The 21,561-nt window shown below is 69.7% G+C and carries 22 protein-coding genes, 1 tRNA gene and 4 pseudogenes; 11 read left to right on the forward strand and 16 right to left on the reverse strand.

The features are described 5' to 3' along the window. Positions 1-83: pseudogene (locus ACGFU7_RS40430) on the reverse strand (IS6 family transposase); the annotation flags it as partial. 284 nt (positions 84-367) lie between these two features. Further along, a complete protein-coding gene (locus ACGFU7_RS40435; RefSeq protein WP_393702997.1) occupies positions 368-580 on the reverse strand; it encodes a hypothetical protein in 213 nt (70 codons plus the stop codon). 185 nt (positions 581-765) lie between these two features. Between ACGFU7_RS40435 and ACGFU7_RS40440 the strand changes: the two are divergent. From ACGFU7_RS40440 to ACGFU7_RS40455, 4 genes and pseudogenes are all read left to right on the forward strand, one after another. Further along, positions 766-933: pseudogene (locus tag ACGFU7_RS40440) on the forward strand (site-specific integrase); the annotation flags it as partial. A 259-nt stretch (positions 934-1,192) separates the two neighbouring features. Then, positions 1,193-1,408 (forward strand): hypothetical protein, encoded by a 216-nt coding sequence (locus ACGFU7_RS40445; protein ID WP_393702998.1) that lies wholly within the window; start codon positions 1,193-1,195, stop codon positions 1,406-1,408. 154 nt (positions 1,409-1,562) lie between these two features. Then, positions 1,563-1,703: pseudogene (locus ACGFU7_RS40450) on the forward strand (transposase); the annotation flags it as partial. A gap of 349 nt (positions 1,704-2,052) precedes the next feature. Beyond that, a complete protein-coding gene (locus tag ACGFU7_RS40455) occupies positions 2,053-2,919 on the forward strand; it encodes a hypothetical protein (RefSeq protein ID WP_393703000.1) in 867 nt (288 codons plus the stop codon). A 50-nt stretch (positions 2,920-2,969) separates the two neighbouring features. Here the strand turns inward: ACGFU7_RS40455 and ACGFU7_RS40460 are convergent, their stop codons facing one another. From ACGFU7_RS40460 to ACGFU7_RS40505, 10 genes are all read right to left on the reverse strand, one after another. Then, on the reverse strand, positions 2,970-3,242 hold the full coding sequence (locus ACGFU7_RS40460; protein WP_351268575.1) for a hypothetical protein: 273 nt from the start codon (positions 3,240-3,242) through the stop codon (positions 2,970-2,972). Between the two features lie 392 nt (positions 3,243-3,634). Beyond that, positions 3,635-3,707 (reverse strand) — tRNA-Arg (locus tag ACGFU7_RS40465). A 97-nt stretch (positions 3,708-3,804) separates the two neighbouring features. Next, positions 3,805-4,101, reverse strand: coding sequence for an ATP-binding cassette domain-containing protein (locus ACGFU7_RS40470; protein ID WP_393703001.1), 297 nt, complete (start codon positions 4,099-4,101; stop codon positions 3,805-3,807). Between the two features lie 343 nt (positions 4,102-4,444). Then, positions 4,445-5,470, reverse strand: a complete 1,026-nt coding sequence (locus tag ACGFU7_RS40475) for a LacI family DNA-binding transcriptional regulator (RefSeq protein ID WP_393703003.1) — start codon at positions 5,468-5,470, stop codon at positions 4,445-4,447. Between the two features lie 86 nt (positions 5,471-5,556). Further along, entirely contained in the window at positions 5,557-7,458 is a 1,902-nt protein-coding gene (locus tag ACGFU7_RS40480; RefSeq protein WP_393703005.1) for a glycoside hydrolase family 36 protein, read from the reverse strand. Positions 7,459-7,463: 5 nt separating this feature from the next. Further along, positions 7,464-8,279 carry a carbohydrate ABC transporter permease gene (locus ACGFU7_RS40485; protein ID WP_393703007.1) on the reverse strand — a complete coding sequence of 272 codons (816 nt, stop codon included), beginning with the start codon at positions 8,277-8,279 and terminating at the stop codon, positions 7,464-7,466. After that, complete coding sequence (locus tag ACGFU7_RS40490) at positions 8,276-9,232, reverse strand: carbohydrate ABC transporter permease (RefSeq protein WP_393703009.1); 957 nt, start codon at positions 9,230-9,232, stop codon at positions 8,276-8,278. Before ACGFU7_RS40490 ends, ACGFU7_RS40485 begins: the two co-directional genes overlap by 4 nt. Positions 9,233-9,237: 5 nt before the next feature. Beyond that, complete coding sequence (locus tag ACGFU7_RS40495) at positions 9,238-10,572, reverse strand: ABC transporter substrate-binding protein (protein WP_393703011.1); 1,335 nt, start codon at positions 10,570-10,572, stop codon at positions 9,238-9,240. After that, complete coding sequence (locus ACGFU7_RS40500) at positions 10,557-11,681, reverse strand: aminotransferase class V-fold PLP-dependent enzyme (RefSeq protein WP_393703013.1); 1,125 nt, start codon at positions 11,679-11,681, stop codon at positions 10,557-10,559. Before ACGFU7_RS40500 ends, ACGFU7_RS40495 begins: the two co-directional genes overlap by 16 nt. Positions 11,682-12,117: 436 nt before the next feature. After that, positions 12,118-12,345 carry a hypothetical protein gene (locus tag ACGFU7_RS40505; protein ID WP_393703014.1) on the reverse strand — a complete coding sequence of 76 codons (228 nt, stop codon included), beginning with the start codon at positions 12,343-12,345 and terminating at the stop codon, positions 12,118-12,120. Between ACGFU7_RS40505 and ACGFU7_RS40510 the strand changes: the two genes are divergently transcribed. From ACGFU7_RS40510 to ACGFU7_RS40530, 5 genes and pseudogenes are all read left to right on the forward strand, one after another. Further along, positions 12,344-12,724 carry a hypothetical protein gene (locus ACGFU7_RS40510; RefSeq protein WP_393703016.1) on the forward strand — a complete coding sequence of 127 codons (381 nt, stop codon included), beginning with the start codon at positions 12,344-12,346 and terminating at the stop codon, positions 12,722-12,724. The genes ACGFU7_RS40505 and ACGFU7_RS40510 overlap by 2 nt on opposite strands. 258 nt (positions 12,725-12,982) lie before the next feature. After that, positions 12,983-13,261, forward strand: a pseudogene (locus ACGFU7_RS40515) (DDE-type integrase/transposase/recombinase); the annotation flags it as partial. A 52-nt stretch (positions 13,262-13,313) separates the two neighbouring features. Further along, positions 13,314-13,577 (forward strand): integrase core domain-containing protein, encoded by a 264-nt coding sequence (locus tag ACGFU7_RS40520; RefSeq protein ID WP_393703052.1) that lies wholly within the window; start codon positions 13,314-13,316, stop codon positions 13,575-13,577. Positions 13,578-13,750: 173 nt separating this feature from the next. Continuing rightward, positions 13,751-15,670: a glycoside hydrolase family 5 protein gene (locus tag ACGFU7_RS40525; protein WP_393703054.1), complete on the forward strand. Its 1,920-nt coding sequence runs from the start codon at positions 13,751-13,753 to the stop codon at positions 15,668-15,670. Then, positions 15,660-15,821: a hypothetical protein gene (locus ACGFU7_RS40530; protein WP_393703017.1), complete on the forward strand. Its 162-nt coding sequence runs from the start codon at positions 15,660-15,662 to the stop codon at positions 15,819-15,821. Before ACGFU7_RS40525 ends, ACGFU7_RS40530 begins: the two co-directional genes overlap by 11 nt. Positions 15,822-16,244: 423 nt before the next feature. Here the strand turns inward: ACGFU7_RS40530 and ACGFU7_RS40535 are convergent, their stop codons facing one another. From ACGFU7_RS40535 to ACGFU7_RS40550, 4 genes are all read right to left on the reverse strand, one after another. After that, a complete protein-coding gene (locus ACGFU7_RS40535; RefSeq protein ID WP_393703019.1) occupies positions 16,245-16,700 on the reverse strand; it encodes a hypothetical protein in 456 nt (151 codons plus the stop codon). A 530-nt stretch (positions 16,701-17,230) separates the two neighbouring features. Continuing rightward, positions 17,231-19,195: a BTAD domain-containing putative transcriptional regulator gene (locus ACGFU7_RS40540; RefSeq protein WP_393703021.1), complete on the reverse strand. Its 1,965-nt coding sequence runs from the start codon at positions 19,193-19,195 to the stop codon at positions 17,231-17,233. Next, positions 19,192-19,998 (reverse strand): serine protease, encoded by an 807-nt coding sequence (locus tag ACGFU7_RS40545; protein ID WP_393703023.1) that lies wholly within the window; start codon positions 19,996-19,998, stop codon positions 19,192-19,194. The genes ACGFU7_RS40540 and ACGFU7_RS40545 overlap by 4 nt, the downstream gene beginning before the upstream one ends. Continuing rightward, positions 19,995-20,306, reverse strand: coding sequence for a CU044_2847 family protein (locus ACGFU7_RS40550; RefSeq protein WP_393703025.1), 312 nt, complete (start codon positions 20,304-20,306; stop codon positions 19,995-19,997). Before ACGFU7_RS40550 ends, ACGFU7_RS40545 begins: the two co-directional genes overlap by 4 nt. A gap of 378 nt (positions 20,307-20,684) precedes the next feature. On the opposite strand from ACGFU7_RS40550, the gene ACGFU7_RS40555 reads away from it, so the two are divergent. Together ACGFU7_RS40555 and ACGFU7_RS40560 are read left to right on the forward strand one after the other, a co-directional pair. Next, positions 20,685-20,963 carry a hypothetical protein gene (locus ACGFU7_RS40555; RefSeq protein ID WP_393703027.1) on the forward strand — a complete coding sequence of 93 codons (279 nt, stop codon included), beginning with the start codon at positions 20,685-20,687 and terminating at the stop codon, positions 20,961-20,963. 85 nt (positions 20,964-21,048) lie between these two features. Further along, positions 21,049-21,483, forward strand: a complete 435-nt coding sequence (locus ACGFU7_RS40560; RefSeq protein ID WP_393703029.1) for a hypothetical protein — start codon at positions 21,049-21,051, stop codon at positions 21,481-21,483. Positions 21,484-21,561: the final 78 nt, after the last annotated feature.

Below are 21,561 nucleotides of genomic sequence, written 5' to 3' on the forward strand. Positions count from 1 at the left end.
AAGCGGAAGTACAGCCACACACAGTGCGAGATCACCTCGACCGGGTACCGGTGCCCCCTGTACGACGGCGACGCACTCCCCACGGACGATCCCCCTCCAGCAGATCAACCCGAAGATCATCCCATCCGGTCAGCCAACGTGACAGCGCCCTTCAGTGTGCAGACGCTGCCGTCAGAGATTGCCGTCACCGCAGCTTGCAGAGGGCTTGCGGACCGGCAGGAGGCCAGGTCCAAGTGGTGCTGTCTCGCCGGAGGTTGGGTAGTGCGCGCTCGTGACGCTCTGCGCAAAGAGCTCCGGTGGATCTGTACGCGGGGCGATGCTCCATGACGTCAGGGCCACCATGCCCCGCCCATCTGGTCCGGCGCGCTCAGGTAATGCTTTCCGAGTGCCCGTCGGGGAAGGTGCACGTGGGGCCGCGGTAGGGGCCGCCCTGGTTGACCGTTCCGCCCTGGGCCGTGCACTCTTCGGCCGAGATCGCCGGATACGTCGTCGCTGCCCGAGCGGTGGCGGCGCCGACGGCACTCACGCCGGCGAGGGTTGCTGTGGCGAGGGCGAGGCCTAGGAGTCGTCGTATACGCATGACTTTCTCCCCTCTAGTGTTCCTGGTTCGGCGCTTCGGGATGACCGCGCTTATGTGATGACCGCGCTTATGTCAGGGGCGCCCTATTACTCAGAATGGGTGACGGCGAGCGGACCCGCGAGTCGTGGCAGGCAGACGCCGCAACCCCTCCGACGCTGGACGGGGCGAAGACAGAGGTACCGGCTGGCTGCGCCACGCTGCTGACGGCGGCCGGTGTCGCGCCGAGGGCCATCATGGAGACCCTCGGACACAGTCAGATCAGCATCACGATGGACCTCTATACGCACGTCGTCCACGACACCCAGCGGGAGGCGATCAGCCACATGGACCGCCTGCTCAAGCGTCGCCTTCCGGGCGCCTGGGAGGCGACTGCCGTCAAACGGTGCCGTCAAAAGGGCCCAAACCATGATCGGTCCGGGCCTTTTTGCCTGGTGCCCCCGGCAGGATTCGAACCTGCGACACCCGCTTTAGGGCCTGTCCGACGGGTCGCGTCACCGACCCCGCACCCGACAGTACTGTCACCCGAATGGCGCAACATGACGTGCCACCCGCACGGGTGAAGATCAAGCTGAATAGTGCCCCAACCGGGGCAATCCGTGAAAGGGGAACCGAATGCGCATTCGACGAATCCTCGCCGCCGTCATCGCCACGGCAGCCCTCGCCGGACTCGGCCTCACAGGCGCCGCCACCGCCACCGCCGCCACCGCACAGGGTGCCCCATCCTACGTCACCCCTTCTGAGTGCAAGCAGGGCGGCGGAACGCCCGCGATCAATGAGGCGGGCAACTACTGCAAGGGCGGTACGCACGACGGGGAGCAGATCGACTAAATCCCACAAGGCGCCCCGCAGCCACGCGCCGCGGGGCGCTCCCGCGCGAGCGTAGCCGGGAGAGTCGCAGGGACTGTGCCGACCCGCCGGGCACGCTAGGGCGTGTCTGATGGGTTGGTGGTGACCGCCCAGGTCGTAGGTCGTTCTCAGCCGCGTGGGGCGGGGTGACTTGAGTGAGGCGGAGTGGGCTCGGTTGGAACCGCACCAGCCGAAGAATTCCGGACGGGGCGGGCGGTGGAAGTGTCACCGCAGAGTGATCAACGGGATTCTGTTCCGGCTGCGCGCGGGAATTCCTCAGCCGGGCGTCTCCGAGGACCTGGCCATGGGCACTCCGGTTGCGCTGACGGGCCTGGTCGCCTCGGCGTGGGAGAACGAGTTCAACGGGCAAAAGCGGCACAAAACTGGCCGGCCCATCTCCCACCAGTCCGGTGCCGGCGCCGTCAGCTGGTACGACTTCGCGATTCAGTTCACAGACGCTCAACGGCGACGGACGTCCGCAACAACCGTAAGAACGTGGCCAAGGCGCTCATGACAACAACGATCGCACTGTTGCGCGCCCCGAGCCGGTTCGCGGCGATCGATGTCCGGACCCCCTGCGGGAGTTCGCCTTCAATACCAATCGCCGCAAGGAGGCCCCGCCCGAGGTGTCCACGATCCTGCGGTGGGTGGAGCGCAACACCGAATCCACGGCGGCCTGGGAGGACGCACAGAAGGTGGACGACGTGCTGCACGCGCTTGCCACCAAGCTCGATGGCTCGACCGCGGCGGCCTCCTCGATCAAGCGCAATCGCAGGATCTTGAACGTTGCCATGGAACACGCCGTGAAACACGGCACCTTGCGCTCGAACCCCCTGCCCAAAGGGCGAGGCACCACCCCCAAGACGTCGTCGGCGGCAGACAAACGGTCGCTGATCAACCCTGTCCACGCGGCAAACCTCCTGGGGTGGATCTGGCACCGTCCTCGCGGTGGTCGGCGATTGCACGCCTTCTTTGCGACGCTTTACTACACCGGGCCGCGTCCCGAGGAGGCCGTGGCCATGAGAGTTCTCGATGCACGGCTGCCTGCGGAGAACGAGGAGGACCAGTGGGGCGAGCTGGTGTTCCACACCGCACAGCCCAAGCCTGGTGATCTCCTCTTCCCGGGGGAGAACGGCGACACCTCTCCGGCTCGGTATTCCGGCGAGCTTGGCGTACGGCGGGGCCTGGAGATCCTGCCCCCGGAGGAATTCGCCTCGCCGCTCGGCAAGCGCGTGTACGACCTTCGGCACACCTGCCTCACGACGTGGCTAAACGCGGGCGTCCCGCCGGCACGAGTCGCTGAGTGGGCGGGCAACAGCGTTTTCGTCCTCCTCGCCACCTACGCCCGCTGCATTTCCGGTCAGCTCAAGGATCACCAGAAGCGGATTGAGGCTGGGGGAGATCTCCCCGGCATGGCGGCGAGCTCTGAGCCATGCGCGAAACTTCAAAGGGGGCTCAGCCCTGGTGAGGCGATCGGCCCGCCCCGCGGCTGATTGACCACGAAGATCCGCCTCCCCTGCGACGTACGCCGGCAGGGAGGCGGTCACGACGGCGGGTTGGCTGCCATCCGGCAGGCACCGTTCGCGGCGCCGCCCGGCACGCCGGCCCCGGTCAGGGCACTCACGCAACCTTGCAGGTCGGCGTGCACACCTTGGGTGCACGCCGTTCTGACGGTGTCCGAGACTTCGACGCCCGTCTGCTGGACCATGTTCGTGCAGGCTGGGATGTCCGCGTGGGCGGCGGGGGCGGCAAAAACGCCGCCCAGTGCGAGGGCCAGACCGGTGAGGACTCCGGCTGTACGGGCCGACGTGCGCATGGGAGCCACCTGCTCTCCAGGGTTGGTCGGGGATTTGCGGATTCAAGGCGCCGAGCAGTGGATGCGGCCGGTGTACGTGTGGTCCTGGGCCCCCGCTCCCGTCGGCTCGGCAGGACCGCCCCTTCTCCGTTCGACGCTAGAACAGTCCTCCACCGTGCGCACTCCGGCCCGGTGGCGGGACACCTCGACCCTGAGCCCACCGGGAAAACTTCGACACGTATTCGACAGAGCCACCCGCAGAAACCCGGTGCCAGCCGGACAGCGCCGGACCGTCCCTGCCGTGACCTGGGGTCGGTCCGGCGCTTACGCGTTCGTTACGTCGCCCTCGCTACCGTGCTGTGACCTGCAAAAAAGGCCCTCCCGAGGGAGGGCCTGATGTCGTGCGGACTGTGTGCCCCCGGCAGGACTCGAACCTGCGGCCAAGCGCTTAGAAGGCGCCTGCTCTATCCACTGAGCTACGGGGGCCGGGTGGTGGCCTCGGCCGTGACGGTCGAACTGGTGACACTCCACGCCGTGTTCCGCTCCTGAGCAGACACCTAGCGTCAGCTTGCCGTGCGGCCGATCAGGCGCTGGGCATGAGGGTTGCGGTGGGGCCGCCGGCCGTGAGTCGGCCGGTGTCCAGGAGGTGCACCGTGTCGGTGTAGGCGGCGATCAGGTGGAGTTCGTGGGAGACCATGACGATGGTCAGGCCGCGGTCGGTGCGCAGGCGGGCCAGGAGGTCCATGACGGTGGCCGCGGTCTCGGGGTCGAGGGCCGAGGTGATCTCGTCGCAGAGCAGGTACCCGGGATCGGTGGCGAGGGCTCGGGCGATGGAGACGCGCTGACGCTGGCCGCCCGAGAGCTCGCCGGGGTTCCGCACCCCACCCAATGAATGCCAAAGGCACGGATCTGATCGAGGACGGGAACCGGAGCGTCAGTTGCCGCGCCACTCATGTGCGCGCGTCTCGCCTCGCCGTCGCGATGGCGAACGGACCGCAGGAGGCCCTGTGCATCGTGGACACGCCGGCCGTCTCCGGGCGGCTGTTGGGTCGTACCTGCTCCCGACGGTGCGCGGCGAGCTGCTCGTCCGGCTCGGCCGAACCGCCGAGGCACGGGCCGAGCTGGAACTCACCGCCCGGCTGTGCCGCAACCTCCGCGAGCGGTCGGTCCTGCTGCGCAAGGCCGCCGGGCTGCCGGGCCGGCGTGACGGCCGGCGCTCACCGCTACCGCCCCGGCGTGCTGCCGCGCACGACCGGCTCCACGGGAAGCAGCAGCCCGCTCGCCGGGGCGGCGGGGTCCTCGACGGCGCTGATCAGCCGGTCGACGAGGACGTGGGCGATGGCGGCCAGGGGCAGGCGCACGCTGGTGAGGGCGGGCTGGAGCAGCGTGCAGAGCGGGATGTCGTTGAAGCCGGTGACGGCGACGTCGCCGCCGACGGTTAGGCCTGCGGCGCGTACGGCCTGGTAGGCGGTCAGGGCGAGCCAGTCGCTTGCGCAGACCAGGGCGGTCGGGCGGTCGGGGCCGGTGAGCAGGCGCTGGACGGCGTGGGAGAGCGCGGCCGGGTCGTCGTGAGGGACGCCGACCTCGAAGGCGCCGTCGGGGGCGGCGGCCGCGGCCTGCAGGAAGCCGGCCCTGCGGTCGGCGAGCCAGGGCAGGGACGCGGCGGAGTTGAGGTAGCAGATCCTGCGGTGGCCCTGGTCGAGCAGGAGTTTGACCAGTGCGGCAGTGACGGCGGTGGAGTCGATGTCCACCCAGTTCTGCGGGCGGCCGGGGGCGGTGCGGCCGAAGACGGCGAACGGGAAGCCGGCCTCGGTGAGCACGTCGACGCGGGGGTCGTCGTGGACGACGTCGGAGAGGACGAACCCGTCGACCTGGCGGGCCGCGATCACGCCGTTGAAGGACTTGGCGACCGCTCCGGCGCCCTGCTGGGGGTCGGAGCGGAACACCAGAATGCGGTGGCCGACGGCGTCGGCGGCGGTCACCAGTGCCTGGAGGAAGCCCCCCATCAGGGGGTTGGGGTCGGCGGGGTTGTCGGCGGGGGCGGGATAGCCGATGACCTTGCGGGTGCCGGTGCGCAGGCTGCGGGCGGACTGGTCGGGCTGGTAACCGAGTTCGCTGATGGCGGCGGTGACCCGGGCGAGGGTGGTGGCGCGCAGCCGGTGGGGTGCGTTGAGGGCGTTCGAGACGGTCTGGCGGGAGACTCCGGCCGCGCGTGCGACGTCCTCGATGGTCACCTGTCGGGCAGTCATCGTTCCTCTGTGGGCGGTGGTCGGTGGTCGGCGGGCGGTGGTCGGCGGGCTGGGGGGCGGCGGGTGGCTGCCCCCAACCCTGGTTGTCAGTGCTCCCGGGTCAGGGTGAGCAGGCCACCGGTCGGCACGGTCACCGGGTTCACCCCGGCGAGGAGGTCGAGCACGGTATCGGACAGGATCTCACCACGGCAGTCCTGGACGCGGGCGAGGGCCTGTTCAGGTCGGGTGGCGGTCAGGAGCACCACGGGGTCGCCGTCCGCGTTGGCGACGAGCATGGTCTGTGGGCCGTCCGCGGCGTGCCGGTCCGGGAGGGCGACGGGCAGCGGCGCGTAGCGTGCGACCACGGTGGTGTGGTGGTCGCGGGCGCGGACCATGGGGTAGCCGAGGTCCGGTCGCACGGGTTCCAGGACGCCGAGTTGGAGGACGTCGGCGTACCGGCGGAAGACGCCGAGCCAGAAGCGCAGGGTGGCGAGCTGGCCGGGGCTCTGGGCGGCGAGGTCGACGGAGATTTGCGGCACCGAGAACAGAGCGTTGACGAGGTGGACGGCGACGGACTCGGGCGTCTCGGCGGAGTTCCACATGATCATGTCGGCATGGACGGCGAGCGGGCCCGCGGTGAGCCGGCAGTCGACGGTGCGCTGGCGGTTCTCGGCGGGGCTGAGCGGGCAGTCGGTGGCGCGGACCATGGTGGCGTACGGCCACAGCCCGGGGCTGACGTACGGCTGGCGGAGCTCGACGATCACGTTCGGCCGGGTGCGGCGCAGGCGGGCGTCGAGGTCGGCGAGCAGCTGGAGCACGCCCTCGTGGACGGCGGTGCGGTCGGCGCCGGCCGGGGCGGGCGGGGGGTCGGTGACGGCGAAGCGGTCGATGAAGTCGAGCTTCAGACCGTCCATGTCCCACCGCTCGACGGCGTGGGAGACCTTCTCGACCAGGTAGGCGCGGACCTCGGGGTGGCGGGGGTCGAGCACAGCCGCGTCCAGGTGGGGCTCCTCGCGCAGGGTCATGCCCTTGAAGCGGTCCCAGGCGTCGTTGTGCCGGCCGATGAACGGCAGTGCGTACCACAGGAGGTAGGCGAGGCCGAGCCGGTGGACCTCGGCGACGTGGGCCTCAGGGTCGGGGAAGGCCGCCGGGTTGGGTTCCCAGTCGCCGCAGTGGCCGTAGCCGCGGGCGCGGTCGGTGGTCTGCCAGCCGTCGTCGACGATGATGCTCTCGCAGCCGACGGCCGCGGCCAGGGCAGCCTGGCGTTCGACGGCGTCGGTGTCGACGTTCTGGTGGAGGCTGTACCAGGTGGAGTAGGCGGGCATCCGGGCGGCGGGGGCGATGCCGGGGTGGTGCAGGCCCTCGCCCCACCAGGCGGTGACGGCTTGCAGGGTGGCGGCAAAGTGGCGGCCGCTGAGGTCGATCCGCAACCGCAGCGGCGGCCCGTCCGGGGTGAGGTCCTGTTCGACGGAGAAGGCGAACTCACCGCTCTCCTCCGCCACGCCGGCGCCGACGCGCACGGGTGCGGAGGTCTCGCCGGCGGCGGCGGTGCACAGGGCGCGGTCGTCGGTGCCGACCAGGCTGGCGACGGGGGCGCCCAGGGCGAGCGAGACGGTCCGGGGGGCAATCCAGGACGGCGGCAGCCAGCGGGAGGCGTTGGTGTCCGGGGTCCAGTAGGCGGTGGCCCCGACGCAGGGGACCCGCCATTCGGCGCGGACGGTGGCCGCGGCCGCCGCCGTGACCTCGATCAGGGCCACGCCGTCGCCGACCGGGCTGACGGCGGCCTCCAGCCGGTCGCAGCCGAGTCCGGTGAGGTGGACGGTGAACGGGGCGCCGGTGGAGTGGAGCAGGCCGGTGGCGAGCTGCCGGTGGCCGACGGCGTCGGGGGTGGCCCCGGCCGGCGGGTTCGGGCGCCGGGCCGGGGCGGGCAGCTGCGGGGCGGTGTCCGGCTCGGTTGGCGCCTGCGGGCTCTCGGCGCGCACGCCGACGGGACGTGGTTCGGTGGTCACGGTGGTCACTCCTTGGTGGCCCCGGCCAGCAGGCCGGAGATGAACTGGCGTTGCAGGACGAGGAAGAGGGCCATCACGGGGATGGCGGCGATGGCGCCGGCGAGAAGGACCTGCGCGTAGTCGGTGGTCGACAGCCCTTGCAGGGTGGCGGTGGCCACGGGCAGCGTGTACATCTCGGGGCTGCGCAGCGCGATCAGCGGCCAGACGAACTGGTTCCAGCCGCCGAGGAAGACGAACAGCGCGAGCGCCGCGATGACCGGCCGGTTGACCGGGATGACGATCCGCCACAGCACCCGCAGTTCGCCGGCGCCGTCGACACGGGCCGCGTCCAGGAGTTCGTCGGGCATGGAGCGCAGTGCCTGGCGCATCAGGAAGATGCCGAACGGGGTGACCAGGCCGGGCAGGATGACGGACTGGTAGGAGTCGATCAGGCCCAGTTCCATCATCATCTGGAAGATCGGGATCAGCATCACCGTGTCGGGGATGACCAGGGTGCTGAGCAGCAGGACGAAGAACAGGTTGCGCCCGCGGAAGTCGAACTTGGCGAAGGCGTAACCGGCCAGGACCGAGACGGCGACCGCGCCGACCGTCTGGACGCCCGCCACCAGCACGGTGTTGAGCAGGACGCGGGTGAGTCCGATGGACTCCTCGAGCCCGCGGAGGTTGTCCGTGAGGTGGCCGCCCGGCAGCAGCTTCGGCGGCCAGGAGAACACGTCCTTGTCGTCCTGGGTGGCGGCGATGGCGAGCCAGTAGAACGGGCCGACGCAGAGCCCGAAGGCGCCAGCGAGCAGCAGGGTGAGCAGGGGGCTGCGGGGCTTCACCGGCGCTCTCCCATCAGGCGGACCTGCAGGATGCCGAGCGCGGACACGATCAGCGCGAGCGCGTAGGCGATGGCCGAGGCGTAGCCGAAGTCGAAGTACTTGAAGCCGTTGTTGTAGAGGTACATGGTGACCGTCAAGGTGGCGTTGTCGGGGCCGCCGCCGGTGAGGACGTACGGCTCGTCGAAGAGCTGCAGGGTGCCGATGGTGGAGAGCACCACGGTGAGGAGCAGGATCGGCCGCAGCTGGGGAAGGGTGATGGAGGCGAAGCGGCGGATCGGGCCGGCGCCGTCGACCATCGCGGCCTCGTACAGCTCGGTGGGAATGCCCTGCAGGGCGGCGAGGTACATCACCGCGTTGTAGCCGGTGTAGTGCCAGGTGAGGACGAGGACGACGCCCACACGGGCCCAGAAGGGGCTGCCGAGCCAGTTCACCCGGTCGATGCCGAACAAGGAGAGGACCCAGTTCAGCAGTCCGGCGTCGCGGTTGAGGATCACGGAGAACATCACGCCGGCGGCGACCAGGCCGGTCAGCGAGGGGACGAAGACGCCGAGTCGCCAGAGCGGGCGCAGCCAGACCTTGGTGGAGTTGAGGCCGAGGGCGACGAGCAGGGCGAGGCCGAGCATCAGCGGTACCTGGACGACCAGGATCAGCGCGGTGTTCTTCAGCGCGGTCCAGAACAGCGGGTCGTCCAGCAGGCGCTGGTAGTTGGCGAGTCCGGTGAAGCGCCGGTCGTCGCCGTTGCCGGTGGTGAGGCTGATCCAGAGCGAGTCGGCGATGGGGTACGCCTTGAAGATCGCGAAGCCCAGGACGGCGGGCATGATCAGCAGGTAGGGGACGGAGTCGCGGGTCAGCAGCCGGCGTCGGCCCGGGCGGGTGAGACCGGTGCGCGTGGGGGTGCCGCGGCCGGCCGGGGTGGCGGTGGCGGGAGCGCGTTCGGGCGGGGCGAGGGACATGGTGGTCAGGCCGCCTGCTGCCGACCGGTCTGCTGGGCGAGCTGTTTGGCGGCGTCCTTGAGGGCGTCGGCCGGGTCGGCGTCCTTGAGCAGCACCTGGCTCTGGGCGTCGCTGGCGAGCTTGAGGGCGCGTGTGTAGTCGCCGGTGAAGTTGGTGGCGTCGGATCCGGAGCCGAGCGAGTCGACGAAGGACTTCAGCACACGCTGGCCGCCGTAGAAGGGGTGGGGTGCGCTGAACCTCGGATCGGTGTACGCCGCGCCGAGGGCGGGGAAGACGCCGCCGGAGGTGAACATCCTGTTGATCTCGGCGGGCCTGGTGAGCGCGTACTCGATGAATCGCCAGGCGGCCCGGCGGCGCTTGCTGGAGGCGGAGACGGCCAGGTAGGTGGAGTTGACGATGGTGCTGCGCCCGCCCCCGGGAACGGCGGCGGGCGGCTGCATGACGCGCCACTTGCCGCTCTGGCCGGGGAACTTGGTGGCCAGGTACTCGACTGCCCAGGCGGGGTACGGGACGGTGGCGAGCTTCCCCTCGCCGACCAGGCGCTTCCAGGTGCCCTGGCCGGCAGTGTCGGCGAGCAGGCCGCCGTCGTTGAGCCGCTTGATGACGGTGAGGGCCTGGACGGCGGCCGGGGAGGCGAGCGTGACCTTGCCATCGTGGTCGAAGTAGAAGGCGCCTTGGAGCTGCATCAGGTTCTGGAAGAAGTCCATGTCCTGGGTGGTGCCGGGCTTGTCGAGCCCGAGCAGTTGGGCGCCGGTCGCGGAGAGGATCTTCGGTCCGGCGGCGATCAGGTCGTCCCAGCTGCTGATGCCGGCGGGGTCGACACCGGCCTTCTCGAAGTAGTCCTGCCGGTAGAACAGCCCGAGCGGGTTGACCTCCCACGGGAGGGCGTGGGCGGCCTTGTCCTTGCCTATGACGGTCGGCCACAGGCCCTGGGCGAAGGCGTCCTTGTACTGGTCGGCGCCGAGCTTGGACAGGTCGGCGAGGCCGTAGGGGAACTTCTCCAGGTAGCCGGGCAGGTAGTCGACACCGATGTGCAGGACGTCGGCGAGGCCCTTGCCGCCCGAGGCGAGGCCGACGGTGATCTTGTCCCAGATGGCCGGGTTGCCAACGTCCTGGATGTCGACCTTGATGTCGGGGTTGTCCCGCTCGAAAGAGGGGACGACGCCGCGCAGGGCCTCGGCGGCGGTGGTCCAGCTCCAGACGGTGATCTGACCGCTGTCGCCGTCGCCCCCGGCGGCGACGCCGCCCGATCCGCTGCCGCCGCAGCCGGCCAGGCCGAGTCCGGCGGCGGAGGTGGTGACGAGCTGGAGCAGCCGGCGGCGGCTCAGTTGGTGGGACATGTCGACTCCTGGGGGTGGGGTGTGCGGTGAGTGAGGGTGTGTAGTGCCTCGGCGAGACGGTCCGCCGCGGCCCCCGGGGTGGAGGCGTGGGGCGACAGTCGGATCCACTCGTCGCGGCGGGTGGTGATCAGGCCGGCCGCTTCGAGGGTGCGGTGGACGGTGGCGGGGCTGTGCCCGGGCAGGCGGAAGGTGCCGATGCCGGCGCGCTCGTGGGGGCCGAGTCCGTCCAGCAGTACGTCGGCGCCGGCCCGCCGTGCGCGGTCGAGCAGGTCGGCGAGGGTGGCGCGGATACGGGCGCCGACGGCGGCTGGGCCGCCCTGGTCGAACAGATCGTCGATGGCTGCGCCGATGGCCGCGGCGGCCGGGAAGTCCGGGTTGGTGGCGAGGTGGGCAGCGGCCCCGGGCAGCGGCGGCGCCGGATGCCGCGGCGCGAAGGGCTCCGCGACGCCGGCCCAGCCGCCGAGCCCGGGAGTCAGGTGCTCGGCGCACCGGTCGCGGATCAGCAGCAGTGCGGCTCCCCAGCCGGCCCGTAGCCACTTCTGGCCGCCGCTGACGAGGATGTCGGCGGCGTCCGCTTCGAGTGGGACGGCGCCCAGGCCCTGGATGGCGTCGACGATCAACAGCCGGCCGGGCCCGAGGACCTCCTTGAGGGCGGCGAGCGGTGCCAGGTGGCCGGTGAGCGAGTCGACGGCGCTGACGGTGAGGGCGGTGACGTCGGGAGTGAGGTGACGGCGCAGGAGGTCGGGGGTGATGTGTCGCTGCCCGGCCGGGTCGACGAGGCGGACGGCGGGGCCGCCGCGGTCGGCGAAGCGGAGCCAGGGGTAGAGGTTGGCGGGGAACTCGCCGCAGGGCACCAGGACGGTACCGGGGCCGTGGAGTGCGGCGGCCACGGTAAACAGGCCATTACTGGTGGACGGGGCGAGGGCGATCTCGTGCGGACGGGCGTCGAGCAGCCGGGCCGCCGAGTTCCGGGCGGCGTCGCTGAGGGCGAACAGCCGGTCGAGATCGGCGGGGTCGACGCGAGTGGCGAGCGCGGTCGTGGCGGCGAGCGCGGCTGCGGCCGGGCGGGAGAGCGGGCCGACCCTGGCGTAGTCGAGGTAGCCCACCATCGGACCACGGGCGGGGGCCGGACCGGGGGCCGCGGGGGTGGCGGCTTCAGTTACCCGCGCACGAATTTGATCGTTCAAAATTTTCCCTAACGGAGCCAACTGTCATGCGTTTTCAGGGATTTGAAGGTTCACATTAGGGAGATCAGGCCGACCCGGCAAGAGGTTCGGCGTAACTGTTGTCCGGCGAGCCGGCTGGCTGGCCCCGGCGCGGGAGGGCGGCTCGCCGGCATGGGCTCCGCTTCGACGAGAGCCGAGCGCTGGCGTCCTGTGGCACTTCACTTCGAAGGCGCCGGGTCGTCAGCCCGGGCCGGAGAGAAGGCGTTTCGCCGTCCACACCGACATCGCGAGTTGCGGTTGGCGAGCCGGCCGACGGTCTGCGATCAGGAGGGAACCGCGTTGGCCGGTCAGCCAAGCGGGCTGGCCGCACCCTGCCGGGCTACGCGGACATCTGCCACCCTGCCTCAGCGCGAGCCAGTTCGGCGTCGTACGGGGCCACGTCGAAGTGAAACTCCGGCGGTCGGACCTCTGCGTTGCGGACCGGCCAGTGCGACCACTGCACCACGTCCCCGATCCGCTGCACGACCACCGACAGGAATCCGCAGTATCCGCCGGTGAAGCGCTCCGGGTCTGTTGGAGGGGCGAATCCCCGAGAGGATCGAGTCATGGCCCGTCCCCCCTACCCCGCCTGGCTTCGTGAGCGTGCGATGCGCATCGTCGCGGAGATCCGCCCCGACTACCCAACTGAGCGGGCCGCGTTGAAGGCGGTCGCCGAGAATCTGGGCATCGGCGCCGCCGAGACGATGCGGACGTGGGTCCGCAAGGCCCAGATCGACGCCGGCCGGCGGCGGGGCGTGGCCTCGGAGGAGGCCGCTGAGATCAAGCGGCTGAAGGCCGAGAACGCCGAGCTGCGACGGTCGGACGAGATCCTCAAGGCGACGTCGGCCTTCTTCGCGGCCGAGTTCGACCGGCCGTCGAAGCGCTCGTGGCATTCATCGACGAGCACCGGCAGGCGTTCGGAGTCGAGCCGATCTGCCGTGTCCTGACCAGTCACGGACTGAAGGTCGCGACGAGCACCTACTACGCCGCCGGGAAGCGGGGCCCCAAGCCTGCGGGCGGTCTGTGACGCGAAGCTGAAGACACAGATCAGCCGCGTCCACGCCGACACCTTCAGCGTCTACGAAAGTGCGGAAGGTCTGGCGGCAGCTGCACCGTGGGGCATACCGGTTGCCCGCTGCACCGTCGCCAGACTGATGCGAGCTCTCGGCCTCCAGGGCGCCCGACGCGGGAGGAAGATCCGCACCATGCGCGACGGCAATCATGAAAGGACTGCTGACCTGCTGCAACGCGACTTCACTACGTCCCGCCCGAACAAGCGATGGATGGCCGACTTCACCTACGTCGCCACCTGGTCCGGGATCGTCTGCATCGCGTTCGTCGTGGACGTGTTCTCCCGGACGATCGTCGGCTGGTCAGCAGCCACGAGCAAGCGGGCCGAGCTCGCCCTCGACGCCCTCGACATGGTCTTATGGCGCCGCGACCGCGCGGGCATCCTTCCCGGGACGGGGCTGGTGCATCACTCGGACGCGGGGGGTACACCCTTTCGCGTTCACCGCCCACCTCCTCGAGGCCGGCATCGACGCCTCGATCAGAACCGTCGGCGACGCCCCGGACAACGCACTCATGGAGTCCCGGATCGGCCTCTACGAAACGGAGTTGACCAAGCATCACCACCCTTGGTGCGGCCTCGCCGATGTCGAACCGGCGACCGCGGACTGGGTCGGCCGGTTCAACAACCAACGCCTCCATGCCGCGATCGGGGCCATCCTGCCCCACGAACACGAGGCCAGCTACTACGCTCAACACCAGCCCCAACCGGTGGCTGCAGCCACCGTATAGAGCCTCCACCGATCTCTGAGCGTTTCAGCGTCATCGTGTACGACTTCGGGGCCGGCCTGCATGCTGGGCAGCCCTTGATCTGTCTCGTCATGGTGCCCCTGGTGCAAGGCATCGATCCGGCAGCTTACGGACAGCGCCACCCCCTATCTGTTCCCTGTCCTCTGGAGGACACAGTGAGACGAACCCTGTTCTCGGCATTGCTGTCGGGGGCGTTGCTCCTCGGAGCGCTCGGAGCTGCAGCGGCGGCTGCTTCCACGGGCGCGCTGCCCACGACCCGGATACCGGCCGCGGACGACGCGGACAGCCCGGCCGATGCGTGGACCGCGCCCCTGAGCACCCGTGGCCGGTACGTCGTCGACGCCTCCGGCAACCGCTTCAAGCTCAAGTCCGCGAACTGGCATGGCGCACAAGGGTCCTGGAACGGGTCCGGAGACATCAACGACCCGGCGAATCATCATGACGGCGAGAAGGCCGACCAGATGCCGCTCGGACTGGATCGCGCGCCGATCCAGTCGATCCTCGCCGATTTCCGCGAGTTGGGCATCAACAGCATCCGTTTGCCGTTCTCGAACGAGATGCTGCACGATCAGAGGCCGGTCTCCGACGCCTCGGTCGCCGCCAATCCGCAGCTGCGGGGTAAGGCCCCGCTCCAGGTCTTCGACGCCGTCATCGCCGCCACGACGGCGGAGGGCTTCGCGGTGATCCTCAACAACCACACCAACACCTCGCGCTTCTGCTGCGGCCTGGACGGCAACGAGCGCTGGAACACGAGTCAGTCCACCGCGCAGTGGGAGAACGACTGGATCACCCTCGCCCGCCGCTACAAGGACAACAAGCGCGTCGTCGGAGCCGACCTCTACAACGAGGTCCGCCGTACCGTCACCGACGACGCCAACTGGAACTGGGGCGACGACCACGACTGGTGGACCGCTTCCCAACACCTCGGTGACCGGCTCCTGACCGAGGCCAACCCCGACCTTCTGGTGATCGTCGAAGGTATCAACTGGCAGGGCGTCCCCCTCGACGGGTTCTCTCATTGGCGCCCCACGCTGGAGCCGGTGCGTACCGTGTCGCACACCCTGGTGGCTTCGAACAAGCTGGTGTACTCGGCGCATTTCTACGGGTATACGGGTCCGAACCACACCGGCGCCACCGGGCTTGGCGAGACCCACGATCCGCGTTATCAGGAGTTGTCCCGCGAAGAACTGTTCGCGACGTTGGACCGCCAGGCGTTCTTCGTCGCCGGTGAGACCGGCCGTCACTTCACCGCGCCGGTGTGGATCAGCGAGTTCGGAATCGGCAGTGACGAGACGAATCCGCAGGCCCGCGCATGGTTCGGCAACTTCGTGGACTATTTGATCGACCGGGACGCCGACTTCGCCTACTGGCCACTGGTCGGATGGACCGGACACGGAACCTGGTCGATCCTGAACTACGACGCGCAGGGTCGCCGGTCGGGGATTCTCGACGGCAGTGACTGGCGCGCGGCCTACTGGAGCCGCCTCGTCGGCGCACCGCAGAAGAGCGGTCCGGTCGCGGTCGCTGATACGTGGGACATGCTCAACCTCGATCACGCAGACGCGGTCCAGTCACTCCGGACACGGGCCCGGGGAGACTGGGATGGGGGAGCCCGTAAGGGAGTGTGCCCCGACGGCCAGCGTCTCGCCGGTCTGGCCCACAGGGGTGGCCGGGGGCTGTGCACCGACGCCGGAGCTCCCCTGACCGTCCCTGCCGGGGCGCAGTCCACCGTGGTGCGCGACGAACGCAATGTCCAGCAGGGCGACTGGGCCGGCGGATACACCAAGTACCAGTGCGGAGCGGACCAGTTGATCTCCGGGTACAGCGTGCGGGGCCAGGAGGTGTCGGCGGTGCTATGCACTCCCGCAGGCCGCGCACTCGGGATGAGCGGTCGCACCGTCTGGTTCGACCGTGGAGACAACCGGCCTGCCGGGGAACCGGGCGGCGAATTCGCCCTGGGCAACTTCAAGGGCCAGTGTCGTACCGATGAGTATGTGGCGGGTATCGCCTTCACCGGCGCCGGGGCCAAGGGAAAGACCCCGGACGCCCTTCTCTGCCGGAACCTTGAGGGCTGACGTCCGCCAGGACTTGGGTGGCGCGTTCAGCTCCGGGTTTTCCGGTGAGTACCGGCTGCTGGACAAGGACCCCTACTGGGTGAGCTTCCCGCAGTTCGGGCACTGTGACGCCTCCAAGACGACGGTGGCCTGCACGGTCCCCAAGCCGTAAGGAGCCGGGTGGTCCGGCAGGACACTGCTCCTGCCGGACCACCCGGCGTTAACGAGGACCGTCCAGAAGGGTTCGGCCCTCGGGAGACCGAGGCTCCTCCCCAGGGGCCACCCACGTCAGCCCTCCGCACACGGTCAACGCGGGCCAGTTGTCCTCGTCGCGCCAGCCGTCGGGTTCGATGAGGCAGCGGCCCTGCTCCAGAGCGTCGGCGATCTCGGTGCGCCACGCCTGAAGCGGCCAGCCCGAGGTGGACTCCGGGATGAGATCCGGTTCGCGGTCGACCAGTGGCGCTCGACAGCGGCAGGCGGGCGGTGTAGACAAGGCCGTCAGGGCCCTCGACGGTGTGGTTGTTTTTCTTCACACCAAACTCAACTGCCGCCATGGGCACGCTGGTTACGCAGCTTTCGTGCCCATCTCGCGCGGCTACAGGCTGGCGGTGAACCTGCCGTCGGGTCGTTTGTGCAGCCAGCCGCGGTCGGCGAGTTTCGTCAACTTCGCGCGCAGCGGTTCCAGCTTGCCGCGCGCCGTCACCTCCAGGCCCAGCTCTTCGCCGACGCCCCTGGCCTGCCCCGGGCCGTCGGCAGCCCGGACGATCGCCAGGATCTTGCGGTAGTCGCCGGGCGGGGCGGCCTCGTCGGGAATCTTGCTGCGGTGCGGGATCAGCAGCACCGCCCGCCCCGCCACCCGGACGGGAGCCGGGGCGACGGCCGCGGCGGCCTCCGTCGCGGCCCGGTCCTGCTCAGCCAGCCGGTACAGGACCCGCTCGGCGATCACCAATTCCTCCCGCTCGGCCTGGACCTCCTGCAGCTGCTTGGCCACCTCCTCGGCGAACGCGTCCAGTTCACACCGGCGAGCCGTGATCCGCCCCAGCTCCTGCATCCCCGCATCCTCCCCGCGCTCTCCCGGCGTACCGGCCCGGTCACGGATCGCGAGAGCGGCACAACGGTCGGCGCAGCAGAACCCGACAACGGCTCCGGCCGACAGGTCGGACGATCTTCACCGTGGACACCGGCCGACAACCAGCGTGAGTATCCCGCCCGCCCCTCACACCAGACCCGCGACCTGCAAACTTCATGTTGCACAGTGCCCAGTGCGGCAGGATGGATGACCAACGAGGCCCCCGAGCAACGTGGTTGAGACGTCAGACATCTCGATCAACAGCCCGGGGGCCTCGCTCGTTGCGCTTTGTGGACCGTCCCCTGATCGGTGGCCAGCTCGAAGAAGCTCACTGAACCTTGATTGACGACCAAGGAGCTCGACGCCTCACCGCTAACCGTGCACGAGCTCGATAGGCCCCGTGCGGGCCGGATCACTATCTGCGTGACATCCCCACGAGCTGGAGGTGGACCCTGTTCAAGGTGTTCAAGCGGACCAAGGACGGCACCAAGACCCGACCGGCGGGGCGGCCGTCACGGCCTGTCCTCACGCATACGGCGCTCCAGATCCCGCAACGACGCGTCCGGGCTGTCCCCGAGCGCGTCGGCGAGGAGGCGTCTTGCGGCCGAGTACTGGTCGACTGCGTCGGCCTGCTGCTCGCTGCGGTGCAGGGCGAGCATGAGGAGCTTACGCCAGCGTCGGCGCTGTGGATCCTCGGCGGTCAGCTCGGTCAGTTCGGCGATGGCCTTCTCGGGCTCGCCCAGTTCGAGATCCAGCTCCAGGCGTGTTGCGAGGAGTTCCAGCCGCCATTCCCGGAGCTGTTCCCGTTCCTCCTCGGCGTCCGGGACTGGCAGTGCTTCCAGCGGGTCGCCGGTCCACAGGGCCAGTGCCTGGTTCAGGAACGCCCTTGCTTCTTCTGCCCGCCCGGCCGCGCGACTCTCCCCCGCTTGCTCTGCTAGCTCCCGCGCTCGATGGAGATCGAGAGACCCAGGCGCGAGGCGGAGCAGGTAACCCGGGGGTTTCCTGACCAGTACGTCAGGACCGAGTCGACGCCGGAGCCGCGCAACGTGGACGTGAAGAAGCGCGGTCGAAAGCGCCAGAGGACTGTCACCCCATACGGCGCGGATCAGCACGTCCGTGGGGACAACGCGCCCTTCGTGCAGCAACAACGTGGCAAGCAGGAGGCGTTCGCGCAGTGACCCGATAGTCACGGTCAGACCGTCGCGCCAAACGCCGACCGGACCGAGCACGCTGAAGGTCAGCGTCGAGACATCAACTGCCTCATCGGGCTGCGGTTGTGGCACCTGGGCCTCACGAGGGGCGGCCTCATCGGGCTGCGGTTGTGGCACCTGGGCCTCACGAGGGGCGGCCTCATCGGGCTGCGGTTGTGGCACCTGGGCCTCACGAGGGGCGGCCTCATCGGGCTGCGGTTGTGGCAGCTGGGCCTCACGAGGGGCGGCCTCATCGGGCTGCGGTTGTGGCAGCTGGGCCTCACGAGGGGCGGTGGGCCGGCGCAGCCCCCTGTTTTCGGCGGCGGCCCTGGAACGCTCCTGTGCCGTGTTCGTCAGGGCCTCTGCCCGCGAGAGACGCTGGCTGTCTCCCGAATCCAGGGCGACGAGGCCCTCTGCCGCGGCAAGACTCGACAATGCGGTCACCGTCAGCGGATGACGGCCTCCCGCGGACGCCGCTGCCTTCTGTGCCGCTATGAGCAGTACGTCGACGGCGCGTTCCGATCGGTCGCGATCCCCGGACGCCGTCGCGGACTCACACTCGGCAAGAGCCAGTGTCACCAGCGCGGACAGTGACTTCGGGTGCTCTCCGCCGAGCAGCCCCACCAGGCTGCGGGCGATCTCCGCGATCTCGTCGAGTCGGGCCTCCACAGCGGCATGCTTATTCCGAGCGCGCGCTGTCGTCGCCTTAAGCGAGGCTACGCGCAGCCGCAGTTCGAGTTGTGCTACGGGTCGGCCGTCCGACTGTGTAGAGGCGGGGGCCATGCGAATGAACTGCGCGGCCCGGTCAGCGGACCTGCCCGCTGCGTCGACGTCGTTCAGCCCGAGTTCGACCGCCGCGAGATTGGCGGAGGTGATAGCCAGGGCCGTGTAGTCGCTGTCAGACCGCCGCCACGGCGTTTTGATTGCCGCAGACAACACCTGTTCCGCGGCGGTCAGTTGGCCGCGGTTCGCGAGTGCGACGGCGATCCGGTTGAGGGACCTTTGGCGGGAGCGCACATCGGTCCCTTTCGCCGTCAGACGGGACACCACCTGCCGCAGCAGCGCCTGTGAGACCTCCGGTTCTTCAAGGTCGTCGAGGAGCCCGGTGAGACCGGTGACGGCCTGGCCGAGATCCCCGATCGACAGTAACTCCGGGTCGCGGGACAGTTGTTGGACCGCGTCCTTCACCTGATCACGCGCTGCTGTGTCGCCGGACTGTGCCCGCTGAGCCAGGGAGAGCGTGGTGAGCCATGCCTCGGGGACGCGCGGCTCCGGACCACCTGTCATGCGCCGCCCCCGCCCATTTCCCGTTCGATGAGCCGCTTGACGGTCAAGACCTTCAGCTCCGCGACCTGCGCCGGATCGATCAACTCGCGCTCGGCCCAGTCGTCGAGTTGGCGCAAAAGCTCCTCGGCGTCGGCGAACCGTACACGCGTCGCGGCCTGCTGCTGCCGGTGTCCCGACCGGGGCGGCCGGAGTACGTCGATGAGGTGCGCGACGTCGAGATGGTCGAAGCGGCGCATCGCCTCCCCGATAGTGGCGGCGATGAGCACGTTCGCGGCGCGGGAGGCGTCGGCGCGGTCCGGGGTCTGCTCAATGAGGATGCCCAGCACCGCAGGCTGCCGCTCCGTGCCCTCCTGGACGCCCTCGACGGGGCCGCCGGAGTAGCCGGAGTAGTCGCCGAGGTGTTGGTCCGTGGTCAACTGCAGGGCCTCGATGGTGGCGCCGCCGACGCAGTGGTGGCGGGCCGTACCACTGACGAGGCCGCTGAGGTGGATGTCGGCCGCAGCGGGGCGGTAGGGGCCGCGCCAGCGGTCACCGTCGCGGGCGCGGTCGGCCGCGGGGATCGGCAGGCTCACGCGATGGCTGGCGGCGATCTCAATGAGCGCCATATCCGCCTCTTTGTCCTGCCGGCAGACCCGGCCGTCGACCCGCTCGCCGTCGGCGAGTTCGATGTCGACCTGTTCCTCGAGAGCCAGGTCGCGCAGGCAGTGCAGCGCCGTGAGCACGAACCGGCGCGTGAGCAGGAAACCGCCGCCTAGCCGCTGCCCGGCCCGGTGAAGGTCGACCCAGTAGTCAGTTGCGGTCACGGTGTCCCCAGTGTTCGCTCCACGGTGAGGGTGACCTCGAACGAGGCCTCGGCCGACGCCTTGGACAAGATGACGCCGGCCTCGGCAGCCAGGGTCAACCCGAAGGTGACGTCCAGACTCTTGACCTGCCAGCCGGCGCGCTCGGGCACCTGGTCCAGCGACCGCTGAACGATGGCCGACGCCTGGACGATGGCCTCCTCGATCTCGGCAGCACGCTCGCCGAGCGCGGCGGTAGGGCGGGCCCTGCTCGCGATCTGTCGCATTCCCGCGGCGTCGAGCGCCACCGTCTCGACCCTGATGTTGGCCATGACCGTTCTTCCCCCCGTGTACGAGACGCCCTCGACGGGGCGAAACCTGATCTCAACGGAAGGATATCCGGGGAGAGTTGGCGCAGACGAGTGCTGCGGAGGCAAGTGAGCGCAGCGACGCCCCCCGGCCCGGGGCAGGAGAGGCGGCGGAGGTAGCCAGCCGAACACTACTCGGGCCCGATACAGCGCCTCCACCTCTTTGGCATAGGCGTTCTCGATCGCCTGGCGCTTCAACCTCTTTCGTCCCGGACTGCGCATCTCACCCTCCGGCACCAGCGGATCCCTTGCGGGCCGTAACCGTCGACGTCTCTCTGCGACTCTCACGCGCCGTCCGGCCATGACGCAACGATCCGTCAACGACGTAACCGGAGTTCCCGCATGCCCTCTCACCTCACCGAGGTGTGCCGGGCAGGTTCGGCCTGTCTGTCCACCCTGGCCCATTCCGCCGGCCCTGCCCCGTCCCGCACGGACGTCTACCGGCCCGAAGTCCCTGCCTCCGAGAACGGGTTCCTGGATGTCCTGTTCTCCGTCCAGACGCTCATCGCCATCGCCATCCTGGCCCTCGGGCTGTTCCTGGTGACGACCTGGTCGAACCGGCGCGAGGCCCGACACCGGAAGACTCAGGCCATGCGACCTCCGGTGCCTCCTGAGCACTGATCCGTTCGACTGCCGCCATCACATTGTGGCGGGGCCGGCCCCGCCACAATGTGACTTTGGGTGTCCGTCAGGATACTTTGTGTGCATGATCGGTGCGGCGTTGCTCTCCCCAGCGCATCTCCGCGTGCGGCACGGCAGCGTGCTCGTCATCCTGGTCTGGGTGGCCTTCCACCTGCTGGGCTGCGCGCACAGCCACGGGCCCGCGTTCGAGAGTCAGCACCGTCAGCTGAACGTGCTCTCCGTGGCTGCCGTGGCCGCGCCGAATGGTGAGACAGCCGGTGAGGCCACGGCCGCTTCCCCGGAGCGGGCACCGTGCTGCCCCGAGACCGGCGACCACACAGTGGACCGGGTCCGCAGCGACGCCCCGCCCCAGCCGGCACTCGGCGGCGCGATCCCGTCAGGCGCTCGGCCGGACGCGCCCGACTCCGGTCTGACCGGTGCCGGGGCCGCCCGAGCCCCGGACCAGGGTGCCGTGGGCGGACGCTGCATTCTCACGGCCCTGTGTGTGGCGCGGACCTGACCGGTCCCGCACAGCCGCCTTCCGCCGCTGTCCGGCGACGCCGGACGGGACCGGGCGGCTGTGTGTCCGCGCCCTGAT

Source organism: Streptomyces sp. NPDC048473 (assembly GCF_043200155.1).
In the GTDB taxonomy this organism is placed as follows: domain Bacteria; phylum Actinomycetota; class Actinomycetes; order Streptomycetales; family Streptomycetaceae; genus Streptomyces.